Below are 20,444 nucleotides of genomic sequence, written 5' to 3'. Positions count from 1 at the left end.
AGAAGCGCGGGTGTACTCCACCCGTACGCGGGGTCACCGTTACGTATCGACGGAGAACGTCGAGGACGAGAGAGGACGAGAGAGGACGGGAAAGGACGGGAAGGGACGGGCAAGACGGGAAAGGACGGGAACAGGACACGGAACGCGCGATCTACGCGCGTAGGAGGTAGAGTGCGGCAATGACGAGCCAGACCCCTGCGAAGACCCCGACGCCGGACCAGATCCGCCGGGCGCCGAAGGTTCTGCTGCACGACCATCTCGACGGCGGACTGCGCCCCAGCACGATCGTCGAACTCGCCCGCGAGACGGGCTACCCGCACCTCCCGGAGACCGACCCCGGCAAGCTCGGCACGTGGTTCCACGAGGCCGCCGACTCCGGGTCCCTGGAGCGGTACCTGGAGACCTTCTCCCACACCGTCGCCGTCATGCAGACCCGCGACGCCCTGGTGCGGGTCGCCGCCGAGTGCGCCGAGGACCTCGCGGCGGACGGTGTCGTCTACGCCGAGGTCCGCTACGCCCCCGAACAGCACCTGAACAAGGGGCTCATCCTCGAAGAGGTCGTCGAGGCCGTCAACGAGGGCTTCCGGGAAGGCGAACGGCGCGCGAGGGCCAACGGGCACCGCATCCGCATCGGCGCCCTGCTCACCGCCATGCGGCACGCCGCCCGCGCCCTGGAGATCGCCGAACTCGCCAACCGCTACCGCGACCTGGGCGTCGTCGGCTTCGACATCGCGGGCGCCGAGGCCGGTTACCCGCCCACCCGGCACCTGGACGCCTTCGAGTACCTCAAGCGCGAGAACAACCACTTCACCATCCACGCGGGAGAGGCCTTCGGCCTGCCGTCCATCTGGCAGGCCCTCCAGTGGTGCGGCGCCGACCGGCTCGGGCACGGAGTGCGCATCATCGACGACATCCAGGTCCACGACGACGGCACCATCGAACTCGGGCGGCTCGCGTCGTACGTCCGGGACAAGCGCATCCCGCTGGAGCTGTGCCCGAGCTCCAACCTCCAGACCGGGGCGGCCTCCTCCTACGCCGAGCACCCCATCGGCCTGCTGCGCCGGCTGCACTTCCGGGCCACGGTCAACACCGACAACCGCCTGATGTCCCACACCAGCATGAGCCGGGAATTCGAGCATCTTGTCGAGGCCTTCGGTTACACGCTCGACGACCTTCAGTGGTTCTCCGTCAATGCGATGAAATCAGCATTCATTCCTTTCGATGAACGGCTGGCCATGATCAATGACGTCATCAAGCCCGGCTACGCCGAGCTGAAGTCCGAATGGCTGTTCCAGCAGACCGCGTCTACCAGCGGATCTGCACAGCGGTAGAAACCGACACGGCTCGACACGGGACCGGATGCGCCCGCCTCTCGATGTTTGCGGCGGGCAATCCCGCCCTTTTACGGTCGCTGGACCATTCACCACCCAGTGATCCCTTATCGAGTCATGTCGAGGACGTATTCCATGAAGCAGTCCGCTGCCAAGACCCTCGGTGTCGCCGCCCTCGGTGCCGCCTTCGCCGCCGCCGGTGCGGGGGCCGCCAACGCGGCCCCGGCGCTCCCGGACGCCGGCCCGACCCTGGAGACCGTGAACAAGACGCTTCCCACGGAGCAGGTCTCCCAGGTGCTGCCCGACGCCGGTCAGGCCGTGGAGCAGGGGCAGGCCGTGGCCGGCTCCGGTCTGCAGACCGCGCAGCCGGCCGCCCGGCAGCTGGCCGAGGAGCAGCTCTCCCAGGGCCTGGCCACGCCGCCCACCGGCCTGCTCGGCGGTCTGCCGGTGCAGGGCCTGCCCACGCAGGGCGCGGTGAACGGGGCCCCGCTCGGCTGAGCCGACGCGAGCCGCACCACACGCCGATGGGGCGCACCCCGGACAAGGGTGCGCCCCATCGGTGTACGTACGTCGGGCGACGGCCTCACCAGGCCGTGCGCACCTTGTCCTCCGACGGCAGCAGGATCCACAGCGCGATGTAGAGCAGGAACTGCGGGCCGGGCAGCAGGCAGGACAGCAGGAAGATGACGCGCATCGTCGTCGCGGAGGTGCCGAAGCGCCGGGCGAGGGCGGCACACACTCCACCGATCATGCGGCCGTTGGTGGGGCGGGCGAGGCGGGACATGTGCGGCTCCTTCGTGAGCAGTGGGCGGGAGGCCTGCCCTCTGGCTGCCTCATCTGCTCTCCACGTTACGGAGACGAAGGGGGCAGAGCGTCGCTCCACGGGGCGATCCCGACCCTGGGAATCGTCGGGGTCCGACCCTGAGCCGGCTCCTCCTTCGCGACGGCCGACCGGGACCGGTGCTCGGCCCGGCGGCGCAGCCAGGAGCGGCCCGCGGGCACGACGGCCAGGTGGGCCAGGGCCACGCCCACCGTGTTCAGCAGCAGCGAGTCGACGTCCGCGACCTGCCCGGGCACCGCGGTCTGCACCAGCTCGATGCCCAGCGACAGCAGGGCGCCCGCGGTGACGGTCCGCAGCAGCGACCCCAGCCGGGAGACGGCCAGCCGCCCGCCCGCCATCGGCAGCAGCACACCCAGCGGCGCCAGCAGGGCGAGGCCCGTACCGATGCGCTGCGCCGCCGCGGGCCAGCCCAGCGCGAGGTCGGCGCGGATCCCGGCGAACGGGCGCAGATTGGCGGGCATCACCCAGGGGACGTCCAGCGGTCGCAGCGAGAACCAGGCGACGAACGCGAGATGTGCGACCAGGAGGACACCTCCCGTCACACGGATGCGGATCGCGGCGCTGCCGCCGATGGAGCCTTGACGCTGCACGCCCCCCAAGACGCGGCGTTCGGCACGATCGGTTCCGGGACGTCCCCCGGTACGGGGATGAGGCATGCGCCACAGCGGGCCGGCGGCGGCCCTCAGCCGCCGGTGACCTCCGTCGACGCGGGTTCCTTGCTGCCGGGCCGGTCGCGGACCTGGTCCGTGCACGCGTACCGGCGCGGCGCCTCGTTGCCGGGCCCGCCGAGGATCACCGACCCGTCGCCCTCGCCGGCCGCCGAGTCGGAGAACGTGCAGACGATCTGGGCGAGGGCGTAGGAGGTCAGGTCGCCGGGCGGGACACTCAGCCGCAGCGCGTCGTCCGGGTCGCCGGGACGCGGCCCGCTCACCGTCAGGCCGCCGCGTACGTCCGTGCTGTACCCGGCCTCCTTCTCGGCGGCCGACTGCGGCGCCGACAGCTCGTCCAGCAGCCCCTGCGCGACGACGACACGCCGCTCGGAGTCCGCCGCGCCGTCCGGGACGCGTACGGTCCGGTCCACCGCCACCAGCGACGCCCGGCACAGCAGGAACACCTGCACCGGCAGACCCCGCGCCGCCTGCGTCGAGATGTCCGGCTCGGCGAGCGAGCACCGCGTCCGCGAGGGCGCGGCCCCGAAGTCCGTCGGCACCTCGGTGGCCCGTATCCCGCACCCGGCGACCAGTACGGCCATCCCGGCGACCCCGAGCAGCCGCCCCACGACCCCCGCCCGTCCCCACCGCGCGCCCCGGCGCGCGACGGCCGAGGGGCGCCGTGAGCCGCCGCCGGAGGCGGACGGGTCCAGCCGGGCCGCCGCCTGGGCCGGGCTGTGCCCGGGGCCGGTGCCCGGGCTGCCCGAGGGGCGGGCCGGCAGACGGTGTGCGGTCATCAGGCGTCTCCCTTCGCGTCCTCGTCCTTGCCGGGGGCCTGGCCGCCCCGGCCGCCGTCGTCCGGCTGCTGGGTCAGATCCGAGGCGTCGCGGGGCAGGCGCAGGGTGAACACCGCGCCGCCCTCGGGGGAGTTCGCGGCGGTGATCTCGCCGCCGTGGATGTGGGCGTTCTCCAGGGCGATGGACAGACCCAGGCCGCTGCCCTCGGAGCGCGGCCGGGAGGCGCTGGCCTTGTAGAAGCGGTCGAAGACGTGCGGCAGCACGTCCGCGGGGATGCCGGGGCCGTGGTCGCGGACCTCGATGACGACCGAGTCGTCCGCCTCGCGGACGGCCACCCGCACCGGCGACCCGCCGTGCTTGAGCGCGTTGCCGATGAGGTTGGCCAGGATCACGTCCAGGCGGCGCGGGTCGAGGCGGGCGTGGATGCCCCGCTCGGCGTCCAGCTCCACCGCGTCCAGCCAGGCCCGCGCGTCGATGCACGCCGTGATCTGGTCGGCGACGTCGACGTCGTCGAGGACCAGCCGGGCGGTGCCCGCGTCGAACCGGGTGACCTCCATGAGGTTCTCGACCAGGTCGTTGAGCCGCCGGGTCTCGCTGACGACCAGCCGCACGGCCGGTTCGATCATGGGGTCGATGCCGCCGCCCTCGGACTCCAGCTCCTCCTCCAGCACCTCGGTGACGGCCGTGATCGCGGTGAGCGGCGTGCGCAGTTCATGGCTCATGTCCGCCACGAACCGGCGGGAGGCCTCGTCCCGGGCGGCCATCTCGGCGACCCGTTTCTCCAGCGCCTCGGCCGCGTTGTTGAACGTCCGTGACAGGTCGGCGAGTTCGTCGGTGCCCGACACCCTGAGCCGGGTGTCCAGCTTGCCCTCGCCGAGCCGCCGGGCGGCCGCCCCGAGCCGCTGCACCGGCTTGAGCACCGTCGTCGCGGCGGCCTGCGCGAGCAGCGCGGATCCGATCAGCGCCAGGCCGGTGGCGATCCCCAGCGACCAGGCCAGCGAGTTGAGGTCCTTGGCCTCCGGCTCCAGCGACTTGAGCATGTACCCGGTCGGGCCACCGCCGATCACCCGTGTGCCGGCCACCAGGTAGGGGGTGTCGTTCTCGACGATCCGCTGCCAGTACAGGTGGTACGGGGACTTGTTCGCCGAGGTGACCTTCTGCCGCTTGTTCACCGCCTCGCGCAGCGAGGCCGGCACGTCCGCCAGCGAGAAGCCGTTCAGGCCGCCGGAGCTGCCGTAGACCGTCTTCCCCTCGGCGTTCTGCGCGACCAGCAGCACGCTGAAGCGCTGGCTGTTGCCCGCCATCTGCCCCGCGGTGCGCTGGAGTTCGTCCTGCGTCGGACGCATGGGCAGCGCCCCCGCCCGGTTCTGCATCTCCTGCTGGAAGTCGCTCAGCACCGCGTCCTGGGCACGCGTGAGCACGGCCTCGCGGTTGAGCCAGTACGCGATGGCGGACGCGGACACGGCGGCCGTCAGGGCGACCAGCCCGAACACGACCACCAGCCGCAGACGCAGGCTGGTCAGGCGCAGCCGCGACCAGACTCCCTTGCGCGCCGCGGCCCAGCCGCGCAGACCCCCCTGGTGTTCCTGTGTCACTGAGGCGGATCCAGCCGGTAGCCGACACCGCGCACGGTACGGATCAGCGTCGGGGAGGACGGCACGTCCTCGACCTTGGCACGCAGCCGCTGGACACAGGCGTCCACCAGCCGCGAGTCACCGAGGTAGTCGTGCTCCCACACCAGCCGCAGCAGCTGCTGCCGCGACAGCGCCTGCCCCGGCCGCCGGCTCAGCTCCAGCAGCAGCCGCAGCTCGGTCGGGGTGAGCTGGAGGTCCTGGCCGTTCTTGGTCACGGTCATCGCCGAGCGGTCGATGACCAGGCTGCCGAAGGTCGCCGAGTCGCTGGACTCCCGCTCCCCGCGCCGCAGCACCGCCCGGATCCGGGCGTCGAGCACCCGCCCCTGCACCGGCTTGACGACATAGTCGTCGGCGCCGGACTCCAGGCCGACCACGACGTCGATGTCGTCGCTGCGCGCGGTCAGCAGGATGATCGGCAGCTGGTCCGTGCGCCGGATGCGCCGGCACACCTCGAAGCCGTCGATGCCGGGCAGCATCACGTCCAGCACGATCAGATCCGGCCGCTGCTCACGCAGCAGCTTCAGACCGTCCTCACCGCTGGCAGCGGTCGCCACGCGGTGTCCCTGGCGCGTGAGAGAAAGCTCCAGGGCCGTCCGGATGGCGTCGTCGTCCTCGATCAGCAACAGGGAAGGCACGGGCTCATTCTGGCCCATGGAGGGGGCGGGGTTCGACCTGTGGGCCCAGATGGGCCGCTCCGGTGGCCCCGACGCATGTGAACGGCCTGTGGCCCTACTGTCACCCGCCCCTGTGACAGGCCTGTGACAGTCGGCGGACACGGCGATGAAAGTGCGGCGGCAAGCTTTTCGGCACAGGCAAGGCAGCCCGCCCCACCAGGCGGGCCGCACACCGGAAGTCCACGACGGGGGGCGCGAGATGAACACGCTGCACGGCACCAGCACCAGCGCAGTGATCACGCGTCTGCACGACGTGCACCGGGGCAGTGAGAAGTCCGGTGTCGTGAGCGGGCGGGGGTGCGCTCGCGGCACCGGGCGTCAGCACACCGGTTACATGACGGTGGTTGACGCGCACACGGGGGAGGCGCACGGGGGAGCCGCGTACAGGGAGGACTCGGGGGAGCGCCGTTCGCTGTCGGAGGCGGAGTTCACCGCCTACGTCAAAGAGCGCCGCGCCTCCCTGTACGCCACCGCCTACCACCTCACCGGCGACCGCTTCGAGGCCGAGGACCTGCTGCAGAGCGCGCTGTTCTCGACGTACAAGGCGTGGGACCGGATCAGTGACAAGGCGGCGGTCGGCGGATACCTGCGCCGCACCATGACCAACCTGCACATCAGCGCCTGGCGGCGCCGCAAGCTCAACGAGTACCCGACCGAGGAACTGCCGGAGACGCCCGGCGACACGGACGCGATGCGCGGCACCGAGCTGCGCGCGGTGCTGTGGCAGGCGCTGGCCCGGCTGCCCGAACTCCAGCGCACCATGCTGGTCCTGCGCTACTACGAGGGCCGCACGGACCCGGAGATCGCGGAGATCCTCGACATCAGTGTCGGCACGGTGAAGTCCAGCATCTGGCGGTCGCTGCGCCGGCTGCGCGAGGACGAGGTCCTCAGCTTCGGCCGTGACCAGGAGGACGCCTTCGGCGAGCTGGTCGCCTGAAGGTCCGGGGGAACGGGGATGAAGACGGGCTCCGGGTGGCTCGGGGGAGGGTCGCCGGAGTCTTCCTGACAGGTCCCGGTGTTCGTGGTCCGGGGGGACCACGGGGGAAGCACCACCACGGGGGACACGGGACCTGGGGGGACACGGGGGAGTACGGGGGAAGCACGGGGGAGCGGGACTGGAGGGCCGGGGGGTCCGTCCAGTCCCGCTTTTCACTTGCCCGGGCCGGGTGTGCCGGTCAGGCCGCCGTACGCGCGGCCGGGCGGTGTCCCGCGGCCGCTGCCGCCAGCCGGCCCAGCGCCTCGTCCCGGTCGCACGCGTGGGCCCCCAGGGCCGTCTGACGGGCGATGATCCCGCGCTCCTGCCGCATCAGCCGCCAGCCGCGGCGCAGCAGGAACGGCACCGACTTGCGGCCCTCCCTGAGGTCGCGCAGGAAGCGGCGGCGGAAGGTCGTCACCGCGCCGCGGCTCAGGCACAGCGCGTCGGCAAGCAGGCCCAGGTCCCGGCAGCGCGAGACTATCTCCGCGGCGAAGATGCCCTCCGCGATGAACAGCGGGGTCCGCCCGATGTCGACCGTGTCCTCGCCGGTGCGGGCGCTGAGCGCGATGTCGTAGAGGGGGACGTGCGTACGACCCGTGCGGCACAGCTCGGCGATGGCGGCGACGGCCGCGTCCGCGTCCCAGGAGTCCGGGTGGTCCCAGTCGATGTCGGAGCTCCCCGCCACCAGCGGCAGGGTCGGGTCGTCGCCCTCCTTGTAGAAGTCGTCGAGCCGCAGCACCGGGAGGCCGGAGCGGGCCGCGAGGAGGGACTTGCCGGAGCCGGAGGGGCCGCAGAGCAGCACGACTCGCGTCGGTATGGGTGGTGGGAAGCTCACGGGACACCAGTGTGAGGCATCGATCGGCCGCCGTACGACCCCGCGGGCCGGCTTTGCAGCGCGCGTCACACCTTGACTACCCTTCGCGCACACCTGATGACCGTATGGAGCCGGAAGGTGGCAGGCGGCGGGAGCGGCGAAGGCCGCCGCCGCGGACGCCCCGACGCTCTCCGGTGCGGCGCACGCCCTGCGTGGGCACCGAGGTCGCCGGCTTCCGGCCCGTCAGCTCGGCAGTTGCCGCGGCAGGGCGGCGCCGCCCGGTGAGGCGCGGCAGCCCCGCCCTCCCGGACACAGGAGGGCGGGGCTGCCCGGCCGGTGCGGTTCCCGCGCGCCTAGTACGAGGAACCGGACGCGCCCAGCGACCCCGTCGGGTGCCAGACCGTCTTCGTCTCCAGGAACGCCGTCATACGGTCGATGCCCGGGGTCCGCGCGTGGTCCACAGGCTGTGGACGCAGCACCCGCTTGAGGTTGTCGGCCGCCGCGATCTCCAGTTCCTTCGCCAGCGACTCGTCGGCGCCGGCCAGGTCGATCGCGTTGACGTCCTGGTGGGCCGCCAGCGGCGCGGCGATCTCCGCCGTACGGCCGGAGAGGATGTTGACCGTGCCGCCGGGGACGTCCGAGGTCGCCAGGACCTCGCCCAGCGACAGGGCCGGCAGCGGGGACCGCTCGCTCGCCACGACCACGGCCGTGTTGCCGGTCGCGATCACCGGCGCGAGCACCGACACCAGGCCCAGGAAGGACGACTCCTGCGGCGCGAGCACCGCGACCACGCCCGTCGGCTCGGGGGAGGAGAGGTTGAAGAACGGGCCCGCGACCGGGTTGCCGCCACCGACCACCTGGGCGATCTTGTCGGTCCAGCCCGCGTACCACACCCAGCGGTCGATCGTCGCCTCGACCTGCTCGGCCGCCTTCGACTTCGACAGGCCCTCTGCGTCCGCCACCTCGCGGACGAACTGGTCCCTGCGGCCCTCCAGCATCTCCGCGACGCGGTAGAGGATCTGCCCGCGGTTGTACGCCGTCGCCCCCGACCAGGCCGGGAAGGCCTTGCGGGCGGCCACGACCGCGTCGCGGGCGTCCTTACGGCTCGACTGCGGGGCGTTGGCCAGCCACTTGCCCTTCGGGTCGGTCACTTCGTACACCCGGCCGCTCTCGGAGCGGGGGAACTTGCCCCCGACGTACAGCTTGTAGGTCTTGAAGACGCTCAAACGGTCAGACATCGAGGTACGCCTCCAGGCCGTGGCGGCCGCCCTCGCGGCCGAAGCCCGACTCCTTGTAGCCGCCGAACGGCGAGGTCGGGTCGAACTTGTTGAACGTGTTGGACCAGACGACGCCCGCGCGGAGCTTGTTCGCCACCGCCAGGATCCGGGAGCCCTTCTCGGTCCAGACGCCGGCCGACAGGCCGTACGGCGTGTTGTTGGCCTTCGCGACCGCCTCGTCCGGCGTACGGAAGGTCAGCACCGACAGCACCGGGCCGAAGATCTCGTCGCGGGCGATGGTGTGCGCCTGGGTGACGTTGGTGAAGAGCGTCGGGGCGAACCAGTACCCGGAGGCCGGGATCTCACAGGCCGGGGACCAGCGCTCGGCGCCCTCCGCCTCGCCCTGCTCGACGAGCGAGGTGATGCGGGTGAGCTGCTCCTCGGAGTTGATCGCGCCGATGTCGGTGTTCTTGTCCAGCGGGTCGCCGAGACGGAGCGTCGACAGGCGGCGCTTGAGCGACTCCAGCAGCTCGTCGTGGATCGACTCCTGGACGAGGAGACGGCTGCCCGCGCAGCAGACCTGGCCCTGGTTGAAGAAGATGCCGTTGACGATGCCCTCGACGGCCTGGTCGATCGGGGCGTCGTCGAAGACGATGTTGGCGCCCTTGCCGCCCAGTTCCAGGGTGAGCTTCTTGCGGGTGCCCGCGACCGTCCGGGCGATCTCCTTGCCGACGGCGGTGGAACCGGTGAAGGCGACCTTGTTCACGTCCGGGTGCGCGACGAGCGCGGCGCCGGTGTCGCCGTAGCCGGGAAGGATGTTGACGACGCCCTTCGGCAGGCCCGCCTGGCGGCAGATGTCCGCGAAGAACAGGGCCGACAGGGGGGTGGTCTCGGCCGGCTTCAGCACGACCGTGTTGCCGGTGGCGAGGGCCGGGGCGATCTTCCACGCCAGCATCAGCAGCGGGAAGTTCCAGGGGATGACCTGGCCGGCCACGCCCAGCGGCCTGGGGTCCGGGCCGAAACCGGCGTGCTCCAGCTTGTCGGCCCAGCCCGCGTAGTAGAAGAAGTGCGCGGCGACCAGCGGGAGGTCGGCGTCGCGGGTCTCCCTGATGGGCTTGCCGTTGTCGAGCGTCTCCAGGACGGCCAGCTCACGGCTGCGCTCCTGGATGATCCGCGCGATCCGGAACAGGTACTTGGCCCGCTCGGAGCCGGGCAGCGCCGACCACTTCTCGAAGGCCTTGCGGGCGGCCCTGACGGCGCGGTCGACGTCCTCGGCACCGGCCTGGGCGACCTCGGACAGCACCTCCTCCGTGCTGGGGGAGACCGTCTTGAAGACCTTGCCGTCGGCCGCCTCCACGAACTCGCCGTCGATGAACAGGCCGTAGGACGGGGCGATGTCGACGATCGAGCGGGACTCGGGCGCCGGGGCGTAGGCGAATGCGGGTGACCGCTTTTCCATGGTCATGGTGATCAGTCCACCGTCACGTAGTCGGGGCCGGAGTAGCGGCCGGTGGCCAGCTTCTGGCGCTGCATCAGCAGGTCGTTCAGCAGCGAGGAGGCGCCGAAGCGGAACCAGTGGTTGTCCAGCCAGTCCTCGCCGGCGGTCTCGTTGACCAGGACCAGGAACTTGATCGCGTCCTTGCTGGTGCGGATGCCGCCGGCCGGCTTCACACCGACCTGGACGCCGGTCTGGGCGCGGAAGTCCCGCACGGCCTCCAGCATCAGCAGGGTGTTCGCCGGAGTCGCGTTGACGGCGACCTTGCCGGTCGAGGTCTTGATGAAGTCCGCCCCGGCCAGCATGCCGAGCCAGCTCGCGCGGCGGATGTTGTCGTACGTCGACAGCTCGCCCGTCTCGAAGATGACCTTCAGGCGGGCCGAGGTCCCGCAGGCCTCCTTCACGGCGGCGATCTCGTCGTACACCTTCAAGTATCGGCCCGCGAGGAACGCCCCGCGGTCGATGACCATGTCGATCTCGTCGGCGCCGGCGGCGACGGCCTCGCGCACGTCCGCCAGCTTGACGGAGAGCGGGGCGCGGCCGGCCGGGAAGGCGGTGGCGACCGAGGCGACCTTCACGCCCGAGCCGGCGACGGCCTCCTTCGCCACGGCCACCATGTCGGGATAGACGCAGACCGCGGCCGTGGCGGGGGTGGTGCGGTCGGTCGGGTCGGGACGCACCGCCTTGGCGCCGAGCGCCCGGACCTTGCCCGGGGTGTCCGCGCCTTCCAGCGTCGTCAGGTCGACCATCGAGATGGCGAGGTCGATGGCGTACGCCTTCGCGGTCGTCTTGATCGAACGGGTGCCGAGGGAGGCGGCACGCGCCTCCAGGCCGACCGCGTCGACGCCGGGCAGCCCGTGGAGGAAGCGGCGCAGCGTGCTGTCGGACGCGGTGACGTCTGAGAGCGAGTGCGGGAGTGCAGTGGTGGGCATGGTCACCAGACGAGCATATCTACGCGCGTAGCGGCTGTACACCCCGAGAAGACGGACGGCTGCCCGCTCCGGCCCGGTCCCGTACGCCCCGGTCGGTCGGCCCGCCGCCGCGGGCCTGAGGCAGAATCGGGACCATGACGACCCCGGAGCCCCAGTCACCCGCGCCGCAGCCCTCGGGGCCCGAGTTCAAGGACCGGGTCCACCGGTCCGCCGCGGGCATCGCCGGCGGTGTGCTGCTGCTCGGCGTCGCCGGCTGGTTCGGCATCGACGCCGTCCTGTCGGGGCAGGGCCGCACCCCGTGGGTGGCGCTCGCCGCGCTGCTCCTCGTCGTACCCCTGGTCGTCGCCTTCACGCTGCGCCCCGCCGTGTACGTCAACGACGACCGGCTGCGCGTGCGCAACCCCTTCCGGATCGTCGTCCTGCCCTGGGGCCAGGTGGCCACGCTCAAGTCCGGCTACTCCAACGAGGCCGTCACCACCTCCGGCACCACGTACCAGCTGTGGGCCCTGCCCGTGTCGCTGCGCGCCCGCAAGAAGGCCGCCCGGCGCGAGATGCGGGCGGCGGCCGAGCAGGCCCGCGGCGGCACCGGAGGCCGGTCCAGGGGGCTCGGACTGGGTGGGGCCTTCGGTCTGGGCAGCGGCGGGCCGGTGCCCGAGGGGCCGGTCCGGGCGGAGACCGACCAGATCATGGACGAACTGCGCCGGCTGCACGCCGACCGGCAGCAGGCCGAGTCCGCGCAGGGCGAGGTGACCGTGCGGTGGGCGTACGAGATCCTGGGCCCGGCGGCGGCCGGAGCGGTGCTGCTGGTGATTCTGCTGGCGGGGGGCTGAGCGGGGCCGGGCCCGGCCGGGGGCCCACCGTGACCGCAACCGCCGGGGCGGGCCGGGCGTCTGCGCAGTGATGACCACGCACGCCCGGCAGCCCCTGCCGCTGCCCGCCGACGCCCTGCCCGACGGCTGCGCCCCCTGGGACACGGACCAGGCACACCGCTGGACGGCGGCACTGCCGCCGCGCTGGGTACCGGTGCGGCCGGCCTCCGGCCGTCTCGACGCGGTGTGGTGGTGCGCCCTGGCCGCCACGCCGGCACTGGCCTGGGCCGGGCTGCCCCCGTACGTCACGGCGCTGCTCTCCCTTCACCTGCTGTGGCCGGTGATACGCCCGGAAGTGGTGCGGTTCTCGGCGCCGGTCCTCGTCGCCGTGGCCGCGACCGGACGGCTGCCGTGGCCCGGAACCGTGCTCGCGGTGGTGGTCGCGGCGGCCGCCCTGCTGCTCGCCGAACCGCGGATACGGGCGCGGGCCCGGCAGCGGGCTGCGGCCCTCGCGGCGGCCCGGGGCGTGACCGCTGCGCCGCCGCAGACCGGCGGTCCCGTCCCGCGGGGGCGTCTCCTCGCCGCGATCGGGATGTTCCTGCTGGCGGCGGGAGGCGGGGTGCTGGCCGCCCAGCGGTTCTGGGACGCTCCGGAGACACGGCGGGCGGTCGCCGCCTGCGGTTGTCTGGTGGTCGGTTTCGGGCTCACCGTGCTGGTCTCCGCGGCCCTGGGCCGGTACCGCGCCACCCGGCTGCGCGCCGCACCGGCACCCGTGCTGCGTGTCCTGGTGCGGGACACCGCGGAGGGGCACACCGAGGTGTTCGCCGCGGACGACGCGCAGGGGGTGCGGCCGCTGTTCAGCGTGTGGGTGTCCGAGCAGAGCTCCCCGGACGACGGGGAGAGGTCCCCGGACGAGGACGACGACGAGGGCGGGGACGACGACGTGGGCGGGGACGAGGGCGAGCGGCCCGGGCCGCTGCGGGAGGCCGTGCTGTACGGGGCGCCCTGCGACGGTGCCGAGGTGCTGATCGTCAGTGCCGCCGAGGAGCCGGGCAAGCCGCCCCGGGTGGAGTGGTCGAACGGGCCGGTGCGGCCGTTCCCGGAGCCGGAGAAGCGGCGGCGGGCCGAGGAGGAGAACCCGGACCCCGTACACGCGCAGGTCACCGCCGGGGAGGAGGCCGGGCAGGGGCCGGTCCGGTGCTGGCGGGCGGGGCCGGTGGACTGGCTGGCGAGTGCGTTCATGGCGCTGTGCGCCCTGTGCGTCTTCTGGGAGCCCGCCACCGACGCCGGGTTGCCGCTCTGGCGGCAGCTCGTCGCCGGGGCCGTGCTGGTGTTCGTCTCGGTGCGGCTCCCCGTCAAGCTCTGCTGGCGCCTGACCGCCGACCGGGACGGGCTGTGGCTCAACGGCCGTCTGCGCGGACCCGTCCTCATCCCCTGGGACGACCTGGGCGCGGTGCGCCGGGAGTCCTTCGAGCTGAGGCTGCGGTGGCGCGGAGGCGAACTGTGGAGTGTCGCGGCGCCGCGCTGGCCGTGGCTCGAGCGCCGGCGGGGTCTGACCCACCCGTACGACGCCCTCGTCACGGAGCTCACCGCCCTGCGCCGCGACCCCGCCCTGCGGCCCGGTGCGCGCAGCGGGCGGCAGGAGCGGGGGCGGGCGTTGTGGCCTGTGGCGCTGGTGCTCGGTGGTGTGTTCGGGGCGGTGGTGGCCGCCGGCCGGTGGTGGTGGTAGCCGTGCGCGGCGCCGGTGGCTGCCCCGGTGTGGCAGCCGCGCTGACCGGCCGAACCGGCTGGGTCAGATGCCCGCAGCCGCCGCCAGGTCCCGCTTGATCGACGTCAGCAGGTCCGTCGCCTTCGCCCGCGCCGCGGGCAGGCCGGCGTGCGCGGCGACCGGGACCACGACCTCCAGGTAGCACTTCAGCTTGGGTTCCGTGCCGCTGGGGCGGACGATCACCCGGGCCCCGTCGAGGGTGTAGCGCAGGCCGTCGGTGGGCGGCAGGGTGTCCGTGCCCTGGGTGAGGTCCTCGGAGCGGGTGACGGTCAGGCCGCCGAGGCGGGTCGGGGGCTGCTCGCGCAGGCGACGCATCGCGGCCGCGATGAGGGAGAGGTCCTGGACGCGCACCGAGAGCTGGTCGGTGGCGTGCAGACCGTGTTCCACGGCCAGGTCGTCGAGCAGGTCGAGGAGCGTACGGCCCTCCTCCTTCAGGACGGAGGCCAGTTCGGTGATGAGCAGGGCCGCCGTGATGCCGTCCTTGTCGCGTACGCCGTCGGGGTCGACGCAGTAGCCGAGGGCCTCCTCGTAGCCGTAGCGCAGGCCCTCCGCGCGGGCGATCCACTTGAAGCCGGTGAGGGTCTCGGTGTGGCGCAGGCCCGCCTTGCCGGCGATCCGGCCGAGGAGGGAGGAGGAGACGATCGACTCCGCGAAGGTGCCGGTGGCGCCACGGCGGACCAGGTGGGCGGCGAGGAGGGCGCCGACCTCGTCGCCGCGCAGCATCCGCCAGTCGTCGCCGTCCCGGACCGCCACGGCGCACCGGTCGGCGTCCGGGTCGTTGGCGATGACCAGGTCGGGACCGGTCTCACGGGCCTGGGCGAAGGCCAGGTCCATCGCGCCGGGCTCCTCCGGGTTGGGGAAGGCCACGGTGGGGAAGTCCGGGTCGGGCTCGGCCTGCTCGGCGACGAGCACCGGCTCGGGGAAGCCGGCGCGGGCGAAGGCGGCCAGGAGGACGTCCTTGCCGACGCCGTGCATCGCCGTGTAGACCGTGCGGGCCGTACGGGGGGAGTCCTCGGCGAGCACGGCGTCGGTGCGGGCGAGGTAGGCGTCCAGGACGGTGTCGTCGAGGATCTCCCAGCCTTCGGTCGGGCGGGGGACGACCGTGAGGGAGGGGACGGCCGCGATCTCGGCGGCGATCTCCGCGTCGGCGGGCGGCACGATCTGGGAGCCGTCGCCGAGGTACACCTTGTAGCCGTTGTCGCGCGGCGGGTTGTGGCTGGCGGTGACCTCCACGCCGGCGACCGCGCCGAGGTACCGGATGGCGAAGGCGAGGACGGGGGTCGGCAGGGGGCGGGGGAGTACGGCGGCCCGCAGGCCCGCGCCCGTCATCACGGAGGCGGTGTCGCGCGCGAAGTCCGCCGACTTGTGGCGGGCGTCGTAGCCGATGACGACGAGGCCGTTGTCATGGCCGTTCTTCTTCAGGTACGCGGCGAGACCCGCGGCGGCGCGGATGACGACCGAGCGGTTCATGCGCAGGGGGCCGGCGCCGAGTTCGCCGCGCAGGCCGGCGGTGCCGAACTGGAGGGTGCCGCCGAAGCGGGCGGCCAGCTCGGCGTGGTCCTTGGCGTCGATGAGCTCGGCGAGCTCGGCGCGGGTCTCCGGGTCGGGGTCCTCGGCGAGCCAGGCCCGGGCCTGTGCGATGAGTTCGTCCTGCACGTCCTGCACGGTCGGTCAGCCTCTCGTTGTGTCGTGGTTGCTGTCGCGCCTACGCGGGTGGGGGCTCCGTGGTCCCCCGCCGGGTGGGGTGGCGCCGCTGTCCTGGGTGGGTGGGGAGGTGTGCCGTGGTCCTGGGGGTGGGGAGATGCCGCACGGTTACGGGCCGGTCGGGGCGTACCGCACGGCCCTGGCGGCAGAGGTGTCCCGGGCCGGGCGGTGACCGCACCCCCACGGTCCCGGGGCGGCTGGGGTGGTGCGCTGACGTACCCCGAGAGCTGGGGCGGCAGAGGTACCTCCTCCGGGGGCGGGTGGGGAGCCCCCCACAGTTCCGGGGCGGACGGGACGTACTCCACGGTCCCGGGCGGCTGGGTACGCCGTGGTCCCGGGGCGGCACGACCACTCCTGGCCCCGGGCGAGGAGGTCCGCCGCGTCCGGGCCGGGCGGGGCAGACACACCGCGGCTCCGGGCCTCACGGCCCGCGTCACCCCGGCCCCGGGCCGCACCGCGCCCGCCGGCCACGACGCCGGGTACCCGCTACCGCCGCCCGCCACCGCGGCCGGGCCCCTCCAGCCGTCAGATCCGCCCGAGCACCTGCGCCAGCAGCGATCCCATCCGCGCGGCGGAGTCACGGCCCGCCTGGAGAACCTCCTCGTGGTTCAGCGGCTCGCCCGTCATGCCCGCGGCGAGGTTGGTGACCAGGGAGATGCCCAGCACCTCCGCCCCGGCCTCCCGGGCGGCGATGGCCTCCAGGACCGTCGACATGCCCACCAGGTCCGCGCCGATGACCCGGGCCATCCGGATCTCGGCCGGCGTCTCGTAGTGCGGGCCGGGGAACTGGGCGTAGACGCCCTCCTCCAGCGTGGGGTCGATCTCCTTGCACAGCGCGCGCAGCCGCGGCGAGTACAGGTCCGTCAGATCGACGAAGTTCGCGCCGACGATGGGGGACGTCGCCGTGAGGTTGATGTGGTCGCTGATCAGGACCGGCTGGCCGGGGTACATGCCCTCGCGCAGGCCGCCGCAGCCGTTGGTGAGGATCACGGTCTTGCAGCCGGCCGACACGGCGGTGCGCACCCCGTGGGCGACGGCGGCCACACCGCGGCCCTCGTAGTAGTGCGTACGGCCCAGGAAGACCAGCGCGCGCTTGTCGCCGATCCGGTACGAGCGGATCTTGCCTCCGTGGCCCTCGACCGCCGGCGGCGGGAAACCGGGCAGCTCGGTGACGGCGAGCTCGGCGTCGGGCTCGCCGAGGGCGTCGACGGCCGGCGCCCAGCCGGAGCCCATCACGAGGGCGACGTCGTGGATCTCGGCGCCCGTGAGTTCGCGCAGGCGAGCGGCGGCGGCGTCGGCGGCGGCCCTGGGATCAACGGGGGCGGCGCCCTGGAGGTCGTCCGGAAGAAGAGATGCGTTCACGCCGTCGAGGGTAGCCGGTCTCGGCCTACGCGCGTAGATGCCAGAGCTCACGAGACCGCGATCGTTGTCTTGTCGTTTCCGACGACGGCCGACGAGTGTCCGGCGCGGGTCCGACGAGTGTCCGGCGAGATGTCCGGCGAGCAGGCGGCTCCAGGCGTCAGCAGGGACGCTTGCGCAGCTCCATGACGTAGTCGTGGGGAGCTCCCGCCGACTCGGCCGCGTCCGCGATCTCCCCCAGGTAGCGGGCGGAGGGCAGGCCGCCCTCGTAGGCGTTCAGGACGTACGCCCAGGCCGGTTCCTCGCCGTCCAGCGTGTGCACGCGGACGCGCATCCGGCGGTATATGTCCATGCCGACGCCCTCCCAGCGGTCGAGCGACTCCTCGTCCATGGGGGCGATGTCGTACAGCGCGACGAAGACCTGGGCCAGGGGGTCCTCGACGATCGTCGCGAGGGCGCCGTCCCAGCCCATGTGCTCGCCGCCGAAGGTCAGCCGCCACCCGTTCAGCCAGCCGGTGGCGCGCAGCGGCGAATGCGGGGCGCGGCGGGACATCAGCCGCGCGTCGAGGTTGCCGGCGTACGCGGCGTAGAGCGACATGGGGAGAGGGTACGGCAGCCGTCCCCGCGTCACTCCCGTAACAGAGCCGCATCGGCCGGGCCCCCGGGCGGTCGCCCGTTGAAGGGTGCGGGACAATGGAGTACGTGACTCGGATCGTGATCATCGGTGGCGGACCCGGCGGATACGAAGCGGCGCTGGTGGCCGCGCAACTCGGTGCGGAGGTGACCGTCGTCGACTGCGACGGTCTGGGCGGCGCGTCGGTACTGACCGACTGCGTGCCGTCCAAGACCCTCATCGCCACGGCCGAGGTGATGACCACCTTCGACTCCTCGTACGAGGAACTGGGCATCATCGTCGCCGACGACACCCCGCCCGAGGAGATGGCGGCCCGGATCATCGGCGTGGACCTCGGCAAGGTCAACCGCCGTGTGAAGCGGCTGGCGCTGGCCCAGTCGCACGACATCACCGCCTCCGTCACCCGGGCGGGCGCGCGCGTCATGCGCGGGCGCGGCCGGTTGGACGGCATGCAGGCCCTGGACGGATCGCGCAAGGTCGTCGTCACGGCGGCGGACGGGAGCGAGGAGACGCTCACCGCCGACGCTGTCCTGATCGCGACCGGCGGGCACCCGCGCGAACTGCCCGACGCCCGCCCGGACGGCGAGCGCATCCTGAACTGGACCCAGGTGTACGACCTCACCGAGCTGCCCGAGGAGCTCATCGTGGTCGGCTCGGGTGTCACCGGTGCCGAGTTCGCCGGCGCCTACCAGGCCCTCGGCTCGAAGGTCACCCTCGTGTCGTCCCGCGACCGCGTGCTGCCCGGCGAGGACCCGGACGCGGCCGCCGTACTGGAGGACGTCTTCCGGCGGCGCGGCATGAACGTCATGGCCCGCTCCCGCGCGCAGTCCGCCAAGCGGGTCGGCGACCGGGTCGAGGTCACGCTCTCCGACGGCCGGGTCATCACCGGCTCGCACTGCCTGATGGCGGTCGGCGCCGTCCCCAACAGCGCGAACCTGGGCCTGGAGGAGGCCGGGGTCAAGCTGCGCGAGTCCGGCCACATCTGGACCGACAAGGTCTCCCGTACGACCGCTCCGGGCGTGTACGCGGCCGGCGATGTCACCGGCGTGTTCGCCCTGGCGTCGGTGGCCGCCATGCAGGGCCGGATCGCCATGTACCACTTCCTCGGCGACGCGGTGGCCCCCCTGAACCTGAAGACGGTCTCGTCCAACGTCTTCACCGACCCGGAGATCGCCACCGTCGGTTACACCCAGGCCGACGTCGACGCCGGGAAGATCGACGCGAGGGTCGTGAAGCTGCCGCTGCTGCGCAACCCGCGCGCGAAGATGCAGGGCATCCGCGACGGTTTCGTCAAGATCTTCTGCCGCCCGGGCACCGGCATCGTGGTGGGCGGGGTCGTCGTGGCGCCGCGCGCCTCGGAACTGATCCACCCCATCTCGATCGCGGTCGACAACAATCTGACGGTCGAGCAGATCGCGAACGCCTTCACGGTGTACCCGTCCCTGTCCGGCTCGATCGCGGAGGTCGCCCGGCAGCTGCACACCCGCAAGGCGGGCGAGGCCTGACACCTCGGTGGCCGGATGCGACTCCCCGCTGGTCACGGGGAGTTGCCGCACATGCGTACGACATGGGCGGCGGGACCAGGTCCTATACCACTTCCCGCCGCTGCGTGCGAACAACTTCCGCTCTTCAGCGCAAACTGCTGAAAGCAGACGGTCGCTGGCGTTACTGTCAGTTTCGTGTTCGCTGCAGAACGTCGCCAATTGATCCTCGAAATGGTGCGAGCGAACGGGGCCGTGTCGCTCCGTGAGCTCGCCCGCGTCGTCCAGACCTCCGAAGTGACCGTACGGCGGGACGTGCGCGCGCTGGAGGCCGAAGGACTCCTCGACCGCCGGCACGGCGGTGCGGTACTGCCGGGCGGTTTCACGCGGGAGTCCGGCTTTCCGCAGAAGTCCCATCTCGCGACCGCCGAGAAGACCGCCATCGCCGACCTCGCCGCCAACTTCGTGGAAGAGGGCGAGGCCATCGTGGTCGGGGCCGGCACCACCACCCAGGAGCTGGCCCGCCGGCTCGCCCGGGTGCCCGGGCTGACCGTGGTCACGAACTCCCTCCTGGTGGCGCAGGCGCTGGCGCACGCCAACCGGGTGGAGGTCGTGATGACCGGCGGTACGCTGCGCGGCTCCAACTACGCGCTGGTGGGCAGCGGGGCCGAGCAGTCCCTCCAGGGGCTGCGGGTGTCCAGAGCCTTCCTGTCGGGCAGCGGCCTGACCGCCGAGCGCGGGCTGTCCACCTCCAACATGCTGTCGGCGTCCGTCGACCGGGCTCTGGTGCAGGCCGCCGCGGAGGTCGTCGTCCTCGCCGATCACACCAAGCTCGGCTCGGACACCATGTTCCAGACCGTGCCGACGGATCTCATCACCCGGCTGGTGACCGACGAGCCGCCCGCGCACGACGACCGCGCGGCCACGGAGTTGCAGGCGCTGGCCGACCAGGGCGTGCAGATCGCCGTGGCGGGTGTGCCGGGGGCGTCGTCCGGCTCTGCGGGCTCCTCGGGGGCCGCGGGGGCCGGGGGTGATGCCGTACCGGCGCGTCAGCAGCGCCGGGACATGTCCCTGCCCGGTCCTCGCCGCCAGGTCCCCGGAGCGGGGGCGGCGGGCCTGCGGACGGTCATGGGTGAGCAGGCGCCGGGGGCGGAGCGGGGTCGCGTCGCGGATCTGCGACGCCGCTAGGGTCTGTCGTTCGGATCAGTCCGGCCCGGCCTGCGGCGCCTCGGAGGGACCCGCGACGCCGGAATGATCCAAACGACAAGGCCCTAGGCACGCGGCGAGGGTTTCCCCCGCAACGGCCCCTGCTGCCAGGTGCTCGGCGC

General features: G+C 72.8%; 19 protein-coding genes. 7 read left to right on the top strand and 12 right to left on the bottom strand.

The window, feature by feature from the left end; genetic code table 11:
* The first annotated feature begins 179 nt into the window (after positions 1-179).
* Together AB0K80_RS06615 and AB0K80_RS06610 are read left to right on the top strand one after the other, a co-directional pair.
* Positions 180-1,331: an adenosine deaminase gene (locus AB0K80_RS06615; RefSeq protein WP_365666469.1), complete on the top strand. Its 1,152-nt coding sequence runs from the start codon at positions 180-182 to the stop codon at positions 1,329-1,331.
* A gap of 135 nt (positions 1,332-1,466) precedes the next feature.
* A complete protein-coding gene (locus AB0K80_RS06610) occupies positions 1,467-1,829 on the top strand; it encodes an ATP-binding protein (protein ID WP_365666467.1) in 363 nt (120 codons plus the stop codon).
* A gap of 85 nt (positions 1,830-1,914) precedes the next feature.
* Here the strand turns inward: AB0K80_RS06610 and AB0K80_RS06605 are convergent, their stop codons facing one another.
* The 5 genes from AB0K80_RS06605 to afsQ1 all read right to left on the bottom strand — a co-directional run bounded on the left by AB0K80_RS06605 (position 1,915) and on the right by afsQ1 (position 5,888).
* Positions 1,915-2,115 (bottom strand): PspC domain-containing protein, encoded by a 201-nt coding sequence (locus AB0K80_RS06605; protein WP_365666465.1) that lies wholly within the window; start codon positions 2,113-2,115, stop codon positions 1,915-1,917.
* Positions 2,116-2,180: 65 nt separating this feature from the next.
* Positions 2,181-2,762 carry a VanZ family protein gene (locus AB0K80_RS06600; protein WP_365666463.1) on the bottom strand — a complete coding sequence of 194 codons (582 nt, stop codon included), beginning with the start codon at positions 2,760-2,762 and terminating at the stop codon, positions 2,181-2,183.
* 92 nt (positions 2,763-2,854) lie between these two features.
* Entirely contained in the window at positions 2,855-3,424 is a 570-nt protein-coding gene (locus tag AB0K80_RS06595) for a hypothetical protein (RefSeq protein WP_365666619.1), read from the bottom strand.
* Between the two features lie 194 nt (positions 3,425-3,618).
* The gene (locus tag AB0K80_RS06590; protein WP_365666461.1) at positions 3,619-5,214 is read right to left on the bottom strand and encodes a HAMP domain-containing sensor histidine kinase; all 1,596 of its coding nucleotides are present in this window, start codon (positions 5,212-5,214) and stop codon (positions 3,619-3,621) included.
* The gene (gene afsQ1 / locus AB0K80_RS06585) at positions 5,211-5,888 is read right to left on the bottom strand and encodes a two-component system response regulator AfsQ1 (protein WP_187827957.1); all 678 of its coding nucleotides are present in this window, start codon (positions 5,886-5,888) and stop codon (positions 5,211-5,213) included. The genes AB0K80_RS06590 and afsQ1 overlap by 4 nt, the downstream gene beginning before the upstream one ends.
* Before the next feature lie 238 nt (positions 5,889-6,126).
* Between afsQ1 and AB0K80_RS06580 the strand changes: the two genes are divergently transcribed.
* On the top strand, positions 6,127-6,864 hold the full coding sequence (locus tag AB0K80_RS06580; RefSeq protein ID WP_365666459.1) for a SigE family RNA polymerase sigma factor: 738 nt from the start codon (positions 6,127-6,129) through the stop codon (positions 6,862-6,864).
* Between the two features lie 238 nt (positions 6,865-7,102).
* Here AB0K80_RS06580 and AB0K80_RS06575 read toward each other — a convergent pair whose 3' ends face one another.
* The 4 genes from AB0K80_RS06575 to deoC form a co-directional block, all read right to left on the bottom strand.
* Entirely contained in the window at positions 7,103-7,807 is a 705-nt protein-coding gene (locus AB0K80_RS06575) for a uridine kinase (protein WP_365666458.1), read from the bottom strand.
* A 263-nt stretch (positions 7,808-8,070) separates the two neighbouring features.
* The gene (locus AB0K80_RS06570; RefSeq protein ID WP_365666456.1) at positions 8,071-8,955 is read right to left on the bottom strand and encodes an aldehyde dehydrogenase family protein; all 885 of its coding nucleotides are present in this window, start codon (positions 8,953-8,955) and stop codon (positions 8,071-8,073) included.
* Positions 8,948-10,393 carry an aldehyde dehydrogenase family protein gene (locus tag AB0K80_RS06565; protein ID WP_365666616.1) on the bottom strand — a complete coding sequence of 482 codons (1,446 nt, stop codon included), beginning with the start codon at positions 10,391-10,393 and terminating at the stop codon, positions 8,948-8,950. Before AB0K80_RS06565 ends, AB0K80_RS06570 begins: the two co-directional genes overlap by 8 nt.
* 11 nt (positions 10,394-10,404) lie before the next feature.
* A complete protein-coding gene (gene deoC, locus AB0K80_RS06560) occupies positions 10,405-11,361 on the bottom strand; it encodes a deoxyribose-phosphate aldolase (protein WP_365666454.1) in 957 nt (318 codons plus the stop codon).
* Between the two features lie 134 nt (positions 11,362-11,495).
* Between deoC and AB0K80_RS06555 the strand changes: the two genes are divergently transcribed.
* Both AB0K80_RS06555 and AB0K80_RS06550 read left to right on the top strand, forming a co-directional pair.
* A complete protein-coding gene (locus AB0K80_RS06555; RefSeq protein ID WP_365666452.1) occupies positions 11,496-12,191 on the top strand; it encodes a PH domain-containing protein in 696 nt (231 codons plus the stop codon).
* A 70-nt stretch (positions 12,192-12,261) separates the two neighbouring features.
* On the top strand, positions 12,262-13,899 hold the full coding sequence (locus tag AB0K80_RS06550; RefSeq protein ID WP_365666450.1) for a hypothetical protein: 1,638 nt from the start codon (positions 12,262-12,264) through the stop codon (positions 13,897-13,899).
* A 63-nt stretch (positions 13,900-13,962) separates the two neighbouring features.
* Here the strand turns inward: AB0K80_RS06550 and AB0K80_RS06545 are convergent, their stop codons facing one another.
* The 3 genes from AB0K80_RS06545 to AB0K80_RS06535 all read right to left on the bottom strand — a co-directional run bounded on the left by AB0K80_RS06545 (position 13,963) and on the right by AB0K80_RS06535 (position 17,599).
* Positions 13,963-15,594 carry a phospho-sugar mutase gene (locus AB0K80_RS06545; RefSeq protein ID WP_365666449.1) on the bottom strand — a complete coding sequence of 544 codons (1,632 nt, stop codon included), beginning with the start codon at positions 15,592-15,594 and terminating at the stop codon, positions 13,963-13,965.
* Between the two features lie 573 nt (positions 15,595-16,167).
* Complete coding sequence (locus AB0K80_RS06540; RefSeq protein WP_365666447.1) at positions 16,168-17,004, bottom strand: purine-nucleoside phosphorylase; 837 nt, start codon at positions 17,002-17,004, stop codon at positions 16,168-16,170.
* Between the two features lie 157 nt (positions 17,005-17,161).
* Positions 17,162-17,599, bottom strand: coding sequence for a gamma-glutamylcyclotransferase (locus AB0K80_RS06535; protein WP_365666445.1), 438 nt, complete (start codon positions 17,597-17,599; stop codon positions 17,162-17,164).
* A 95-nt stretch (positions 17,600-17,694) separates the two neighbouring features.
* Between AB0K80_RS06535 and AB0K80_RS06530 the strand changes: the two genes are divergently transcribed.
* The gene (locus tag AB0K80_RS06530; protein WP_365666443.1) at positions 17,695-19,140 is read left to right on the top strand and encodes an NAD(P)H-quinone dehydrogenase; all 1,446 of its coding nucleotides are present in this window, start codon (positions 17,695-17,697) and stop codon (positions 19,138-19,140) included.
* A 174-nt stretch (positions 19,141-19,314) separates the two neighbouring features.
* Entirely contained in the window at positions 19,315-20,304 is a 990-nt protein-coding gene (locus AB0K80_RS06525) for a DeoR/GlpR family DNA-binding transcription regulator (protein WP_365666442.1), read from the top strand.
* Positions 20,305-20,444: the final 140 nt, after the last annotated feature.

The organism is Streptomyces sp. NPDC052682 (assembly GCF_040678435.1).
GTDB lineage: Bacteria > Actinomycetota > Actinomycetes > Streptomycetales > Streptomycetaceae > Streptomyces.
Note: the sequence above shows the minus strand (reverse complement) of the source record. Positions and strands in the feature narration are given on the sequence as shown.

Coding starts and splice junctions, on each gene's coding strand:
- AB0K80_RS06530 (WP_365666443.1), top strand. CDS start 17,695: ATGGAGTACGTGACTCGGATCGTGATCATCGGTGGCGGACCCGGCGGA.
- AB0K80_RS06580 (WP_365666459.1), top strand. CDS start 6,127: ATGAACACGCTGCACGGCACCAGCACCAGCGCAGTGATCACGCGTCTG.
- AB0K80_RS06610 (WP_365666467.1), top strand. CDS start 1,467: ATGAAGCAGTCCGCTGCCAAGACCCTCGGTGTCGCCGCCCTCGGTGCC.
- deoC (WP_365666454.1), bottom strand. CDS start 11,361: ATGCCCACCACTGCACTCCCGCACTCGCTCTCAGACGTCACCGCGTCC.
- AB0K80_RS06615 (WP_365666469.1), top strand. CDS start 180: ATGACGAGCCAGACCCCTGCGAAGACCCCGACGCCGGACCAGATCCGC.
- AB0K80_RS06550 (WP_365666450.1), top strand. CDS start 12,262: ATGACCACGCACGCCCGGCAGCCCCTGCCGCTGCCCGCCGACGCCCTG.
- AB0K80_RS06555 (WP_365666452.1), top strand. CDS start 11,496: ATGACGACCCCGGAGCCCCAGTCACCCGCGCCGCAGCCCTCGGGGCCC.
- AB0K80_RS06535 (WP_365666445.1), bottom strand. CDS start 17,599: ATGTCGCTCTACGCCGCGTACGCCGGCAACCTCGACGCGCGGCTGATG.
- AB0K80_RS06565 (WP_365666616.1), bottom strand. CDS start 10,393: ATGGAAAAGCGGTCACCCGCATTCGCCTACGCCCCGGCGCCCGAGTCC.
- AB0K80_RS06595 (WP_365666619.1), bottom strand. CDS start 3,424: ATGGCCGTACTGGTCGCCGGGTGCGGGATACGGGCCACCGAGGTGCCG.
- AB0K80_RS06570 (WP_365666456.1), bottom strand. CDS start 8,955: ATGTCTGACCGTTTGAGCGTCTTCAAGACCTACAAGCTGTACGTCGGG.
- AB0K80_RS06605 (WP_365666465.1), bottom strand. CDS start 2,115: ATGTCCCGCCTCGCCCGCCCCACCAACGGCCGCATGATCGGTGGAGTG.